Raw genomic sequence first — 5,895 nt, 5'->3', positions numbered from 1 at the left:
GCCGCTGGCCGGTCTGCAGCGCGCCGCCCGCCGCCCCCGCCATCCGCACCGGCACGTCGCGCAGGGTCATCGTGATGTTGGGCGAGATGACGGAACCGCTGCCCATGCCGGCCACGAACAGGGCCGGGGCGGCCAGCCAGGTCGCCGACGACTCCGGCGCGAAGCGCAGCAGCAGCGCCGTGGCGCTCATGCCGACGATCACCGCGCTGAGCCCGCACACCGTCAGCAGCCTGCCCAGCCGGTCCACCAGCCGCCCGGACACCACCGCGGCGCCCGCCGAACCGACCGCGAAGGGAGTCACGGCCAGGCCCGACCGGAGCGGGGAGTAGTCCAGACCGTGCTGGAAGAAGAGCGCGAACACCAGCCAGACCCCGCTGAAGCCGACGAAGTACAGCGTGCCGACCCCCGCGCCGACCGCGTATCCGCGGGTCTGGGTGAACAGCCGCAGATCCAGCAGCGGTTGTTCGCCGCGGGCCAGGAGCCGGCGCTGCCAGAGGGTGAAGACGCCGAGCAGCGCCGCCCCGACCAGGAACAGCCACCACAGCCGGCCCAGCCCGCCGGCCTCGGCCTGCACCAGCGGCAGCATCACGGCCAGCACGCCCGCGCCGAGCAGCAGCACGCCCGGGACGTCGACCTGCCCCTTGCCGGTCGGGCGGGTGCGCGGGAGCAGCCGTCGGCCGAGCAGCACGGCGACGACGCCGATCGGGACGTTGACGTAGAAGATCCACCGCCAGCCCTCGCCGCCGGAGGCCAGCGCCAGGATCAGCCCGCCGGTGATGGGACCCACCGCGCTGGAGATGCCGACCGTCGCGCCGAAGAACCCGAAGGCGCGGCCACGCTCGGGGCCGCGGAACATCTGCTGGATCAGCGCCGAGTTCTGCGGGGCCATGCAGCCCGCCGCCAGGCCCTGAGCGAGCCGGGCGACCACCAGCCAGCCACTGCTCGGTGCCGCCCCGGCGAGGGCGCTGCACAGCACGAAGGCGCTCAGCGCCAGCAGGAAGATCCGCCGCCGGTTGAGCGCGTCGCCCAGGCGGCCGGCGGTGACCAGGGCGAGGGCGAAGGTGAGCGCGTACCCCGACACCACCCACTGCACCTCGGCCGGGGTCGCGCCCAGGTCGCGCTGGATGGTCGGCAGGGCCACGGCGACGATCGTCACGTCCAGCAGGCTCATGAACCCGGCCACCAGCGTGACCCACAGGGCCCGCCACCGGTTCGGGTCCCGGCCCTCCCCGGCCTCCCTCCCGGCCGGGGACCGTCCGCCGGACGCCGACGTCGACGATGTCACGAAGTGCTCCTCTCACCAGGACGGCGGCCGCGACGGCGGGTTCCGTACGACTGCCCGCACCGGACAATCTGCCCGCAACGGTGCGGGTCACCGGTGCGCCGCACCGGTTCCGCCCCGCGTTTCCCCCGCCGGTTCCCTTCTCCGGGGGCCGCCGGGCCGGGCGGCGTGAGCGCCTCACCCGGGGCGCCCGCCGGAGCCCACCGCGGCGACCGCGGCGTCGATCCGGTCGGCCAGCTCCAGGTCGGCGGTGGTGACGGCGTCCACCGAACGCGTGCGCACGGTGAAGGTGATGCCGTCGTCCGAGACCGAGTGGCCGACCCGGCGGTGCAGTCGCCGGGCGTCGCTCTCCACCTGGTGCAGCAGCGGCGGAACCCGGTCGCGGGGCAGCCCGACGGTGCGGGTGAGGCGGTGGCCGTCGCCGCTCCAGGACGGGCGGCGGCGCAGCGCGTCGCGCAGTTCGCGGTCGGTGAGGGGGGCGTCCTCGCCGGGCAGCCGCTCGGGATGGGCGTCGGGCGCGGTGAACGCCTCCTCGAAGCCGGGCGGCAGGTTCTCCACCAGGTGACGGGTCAGGGCGGGGTCGTCGCGGGCGATCAGCGACAGCACCGCGCGCGCCACGCGGCGGCCCTGCTCCGGCGCCGCCGGCAGATGGGCCGCGACCTCGCCGTAGAAGTCGGTGACCGTGCCGCCGGCACGGGGGACGGTCGCGTAGGCGGCGTCCTGGTCGGGACCGGGAACCGCCTGCCGCAGCCGCTGCCGCGCCGGCACGTCGAGATGGAGGGCGAGGACGGCGAGCGTCACCTTGACCGCGCGGCCCGCCCGCTCGGAGGGCAGACGGGTCCGTACGGCGGCGTCCTCGACCAGGCGTCGGTGAGTGATCATGTCGTCTCCCGCGGCGGATGCTGGGGGCGGGGTTCGCCGGGCCGAGTACCCAGCGGTTTCGCCGGGGATGCGCGACGGGACCCGGAGCGGCGACGGCAGCGCGCGGACCGCGGGCGGTGCGGTGTAGGCGGTCGACGGGCGGGTACCTCGGGCTGGGTCGACACCGGGGCCGAACCGGTCGAACCACCGTCGTTCCCGGTCGAACCCCCGCAGAGAGCACACGGCCCGACAAGGAGAGTCACCGACGTGAACCAGCCCCAGCACCCGGGCGAGAAGCACCCCACCCCCGAGTTCTCCTCCCAGGACCAGCCGCACCCCGGCCGGACCGCGCCCATGGACCCGCCGCCCGACCACGGCGAGGAGTCCTACAAGGGCAGCGGGAAGCTGGAGGGGCGCAAGGCGGTGATCACCGGCGGCGACTCCGGCATCGGCCGGGCCGTCGCGCTGGCCTTCGCCCGCGAGGGGGCCGACGTGCTCTTCACGTACCTGGAGGACGAGAAGGAGGACGCCCGGGAGACCGCCCGGCTGGTGGAGGATGCCGGACGCCGCGCGGTCGCCGTCTCCTGCGACATCCGCGAGGAGGCCAACTGCCGTGCCCTGATCGACCGGGCGGTGGAGGAGTTCGGCCGGATCGACGTCCTGGTCAACAACGCCGCCTACCAGATGTCGCAGCCGGACGGCATCGAGGCGATCACCACCGAGCAGTTCGACCGGGTGATGCGCACCAACCTCTACGGCATGTTCTGGCTGTCGAAGTTCGCCCTGCCGCACATCCAGGAGGGCGGCTCGATCGTCAACACCAGCTCCGTGCAGGGCTACCAGCCCAGCCCGCACCTGCTCGACTACGCGATGACCAAGGCGGCCATCGTCAACTTCACGCAGGGGATGGCGCAGATGCTGGCCGAGCGCGGCGTGCGCGTCAACGCCGTCGCCCCCGGCCCGGTGTGGACCCCGCTGATCCCGGCGACCATGCCGGACACCAGCGAGTTCGGCAAGCAGTCGCCGCTCGGACGTCCGGCCCAGCCGGCCGAGATGGCGCCCGCGTACGTCTTCCTGGCCTCCGAGGACGCCTCGTTCATCACCGGCGAGATCGTCAACGCCACCGGCGGCACCCCGCTGCCGTAACCGCAGCCGCCCGCCCCGCAGGCGTGCCGTCGGGGCGGGCGGGCACAGGTACCGATACGGACGCTGTTCGGCGGAAACCGGACACCGCACCACACGGCACGGACAAGGGCGGACACGGCACATGGCACACACCCCGGAAGGCAGCGGCCTCGCACAGCGCGTGCGGGCGGCGCTCCACCGCACCCACGGCGCGTACGCCGACGGCGGGGACCGCCCGCTGGGCGGCTACCTGGCGGCGATGACGGCCTTCGGCGCGTACACCGCGGCCTGGACCACCGCCGTCCGGCTCCTCGGCCGCCCGGTCCCCGAGCGCCCCGACCCCTGGGACGTGGCGCTCACCTCGGTGGCCACCTTCCGGCTCAGCCGGCTCCTCAGCAAGGCCGCGGTGACCAGCCCGCTGCGCGCACCGTTCACCCGGTACGTCGGCCCGGAAGGCCCCGCCGAGCTGCACGAGGAGGCCCGCCCGGAGAGCGGCCGCGAGACCGTGGGCGAGCTGATGACCTGCCCGTTCTGCACCAGCGTCTGGGTGGCCTCCACCCTGACCGCCGGACTGCTGCTGGCCCCGCGCGCCACCCGCACCGCCATGGGCGCCCTGACCGCGCTGGCCGGCGCCGACGCCCTCCAGCTGGGCCACGCCGCCCTGGTCCGCAAGGCCACCGGCGAGGACTGAGACGGGAGCCGGGCGGCCGGCCCACCGCGGCGCTCCCGCCCGTCACCCGTCCGACGGCGCCACCAGCCCCGCCTCGTAGGCGATGATCACCAACTGCACCCGGTCGCGGGCGTCGAGCTTGGACAGCAGCCGCGTCAGGTAGGTCTTCGCCGTGGCCACGCTGATGTGCAGCCGCTCCGCGATCTCCGTGTTGGTCAGACCGCGGCCGACCAGGGTCAGCACCTCTGCCTCCCGGTCCGTGATCCGGTCCGGGACCGCGCGGGGCCTGGCGGCCCGCCCGGCCGGCCGGGCGGCGAACTCCTTGATCAGACGGGCGGTGACGGCGGGCGCGATCAGCGCGTCGCCGGCCGCCACGACCCGCACCGCCCCGAGGATGTCGTCCAGGTCCATGTCCTTGACGACGAACCCGGACGCCCCGGCCCGCAGCGCCCCGTACACGGACGGGTCGTCGTCGAACGTGGTCAGCACCAGCACCCTCGGCGCACCCGCCTCCCGGGTGATCAGGCGGGTCGCCTCGACGCCGTCCGTGCCGGGCATCCGCAGATCCATCACCACCACGTCCGGCGCGAGTTCCGCGGCGAGCCGTACCGCCTCCGTGCCGTCCGCGGCCTCGCCGACCACCTCCAGGTCGTCGGTGCCGGCCGCGACCATGCGCAGCGCCGTGCGGATCAGGGGCTGGTCGTCGACCAGCAGGACGCGGACGCTCATGGGGTTGCCGCCCCAGCGCCGCGGACTCTTCCGGCGGGCGTGGGGGCCAGGGGCAGCCGGGCGGTCACCCGGAATCCACCGCCGGGGCGCGGACCGGCCTCGAACTCCCCGCCCAGCAGCACGGCCCGCTCCCTCATGCCGGTCAGCCCGAAGCCGCTCCCCGGCCGCGACACCCCGCCGAGCCCGGGGTCGTCCACCTCCACCGTGAGGCGGTCCTCGCGGCGGCCGACGCGGACCTCGCAGGAGGCCGCGCCGGAATGCCGGAGCACGTTGGTCACCGCCTCCTGCGCGATCCGGAACGCGGCCGCCTCCACCTCCTGGGGCACCCCGCCCCGGGGGCCGACCCACTCCAGGTCCACCCGCACTCCCGCCGCCGTGGTGTCCGCGGCCAGCCGCTCCAGCCGCGCGGTCAGGCCGCCGGAAGGCCCGGCCTCCGGGCCGGACGCCGCCGCGGTGCGTTCGTTTGGCCCGGTGGGCCCGTCCCGCCCGGTCTCCGCGGCGCGGAGCGCGCCCAGGATCCGGCGCAGTCCGCCCAGCGTCTCGCGCCCGGCCCGCTCCACCGCGGCCATCGCCTCCCGCGCCTGGTCCGGCCGGGTGTCCATGACCCGGGCCGCCGCGCCCGCCTGCAGGGCGATGACGCCGAGGCTGTGCGCCACCGTGTCGTGCATCTCCCGCGCGATCCTGAGCCGTTCCGCGGTCACCGCCTCGGCCGTCGCCCGCGCCCGCAACTCGGCGGCGTGGGCGCGTGCCTGGTGCGCGGCATGTCCGGCCAGCCACGCGACGGCCACCGTCAGCGCGACGAAGGGCTCACCGGCCGTGCCGGACTCCCCGCCGGTCGCCGTGCGGAGCGCGAAGTACCCGCCCAGCACGGCCAGCGCCGCCCCCGCGGCGTACAGCGAGGTGCGACGCGGGCGGACGGCCGCCACCCTCGCCAGCGCGACGTCCACTGCGAGGAACTGCAGCGGCGGGATCTCGTCCTGCCGCCAGGCCGCGGCCAGCACCACCGTCCCGGCGAGGACCAGCGCGTACGCGACCACCGGCCTGCGGCGGGAGACGGCGCCGCCCGTCACGACCAGCGCGAACGCGGACATCAGCAGAAGGCGTGCGGCGAGCGGGGTCAGACCGTCCCGCGGGTAGCTCGTCGAGTAGCCCGGGCCCTGCGGAAGCAGCACGAACACCACCAGCGGATGCAGGGCGGCCGCGCACCACACGAGGACGGGCCACACAC

6 protein-coding genes are annotated in these 5,895 nt (G+C 75.5%); 2 read left to right on the top strand and 4 right to left on the bottom strand.

Annotated elements, in window-relative coordinates; all coding sequences use genetic code 11:
• Together ACOV8S_RS23190 and ACOV8S_RS23185 are read right to left on the bottom strand one after the other, a co-directional pair.
• A partial coding sequence (locus ACOV8S_RS23190) for an MFS transporter (protein ID WP_448319974.1) occupies positions 1–1,285 on the bottom strand: 1,285 nt, incomplete at its 3' end.
• 174 nt (positions 1,286–1,459) lie between these two features.
• Positions 1,460–2,164: a DUF2267 domain-containing protein gene (locus ACOV8S_RS23185; RefSeq protein ID WP_448319973.1), complete on the bottom strand. Its 705-nt coding sequence runs from the start codon at positions 2,162–2,164 to the stop codon at positions 1,460–1,462.
• Positions 2,165–2,410: 246 nt separating this feature from the next.
• Here ACOV8S_RS23185 and ACOV8S_RS23180 point away from each other — a divergent pair, with 246 nt between their 5' ends.
• Entirely contained in the window at positions 2,411–3,289 is an 879-nt protein-coding gene (locus ACOV8S_RS23180; protein WP_448319972.1) for an SDR family oxidoreductase, read from the top strand.
• Between the two features lie 121 nt (positions 3,290–3,410).
• The gene (locus ACOV8S_RS23175) at positions 3,411–3,959 is read left to right on the top strand and encodes a DUF1360 domain-containing protein (RefSeq protein ID WP_448319971.1); all 549 of its coding nucleotides are present in this window, start codon (positions 3,411–3,413) and stop codon (positions 3,957–3,959) included.
• Between the two features lie 42 nt (positions 3,960–4,001).
• On the opposite strand, the gene ACOV8S_RS23170 is transcribed toward ACOV8S_RS23175, so the two are convergent.
• Positions 4,002–4,667, bottom strand: coding sequence for a response regulator transcription factor (locus ACOV8S_RS23170; RefSeq protein ID WP_448319970.1), 666 nt, complete (start codon positions 4,665–4,667; stop codon positions 4,002–4,004).
• Entirely contained in the window at positions 4,664–5,893 is a 1,230-nt protein-coding gene (locus ACOV8S_RS23165; protein ID WP_448319968.1) for a sensor histidine kinase, read from the bottom strand. The genes ACOV8S_RS23170 and ACOV8S_RS23165 overlap by 4 nt, the downstream gene beginning before the upstream one ends.
• Positions 5,894–5,895: the final 2 nt, after the last annotated feature.

The organism is Streptomyces sp. CO7 (genome assembly GCF_053474865.1).
The sequence above is the reverse complement of the archived record's forward strand: the minus strand, read 5'-3'. Positions and strand labels throughout refer to the sequence as shown.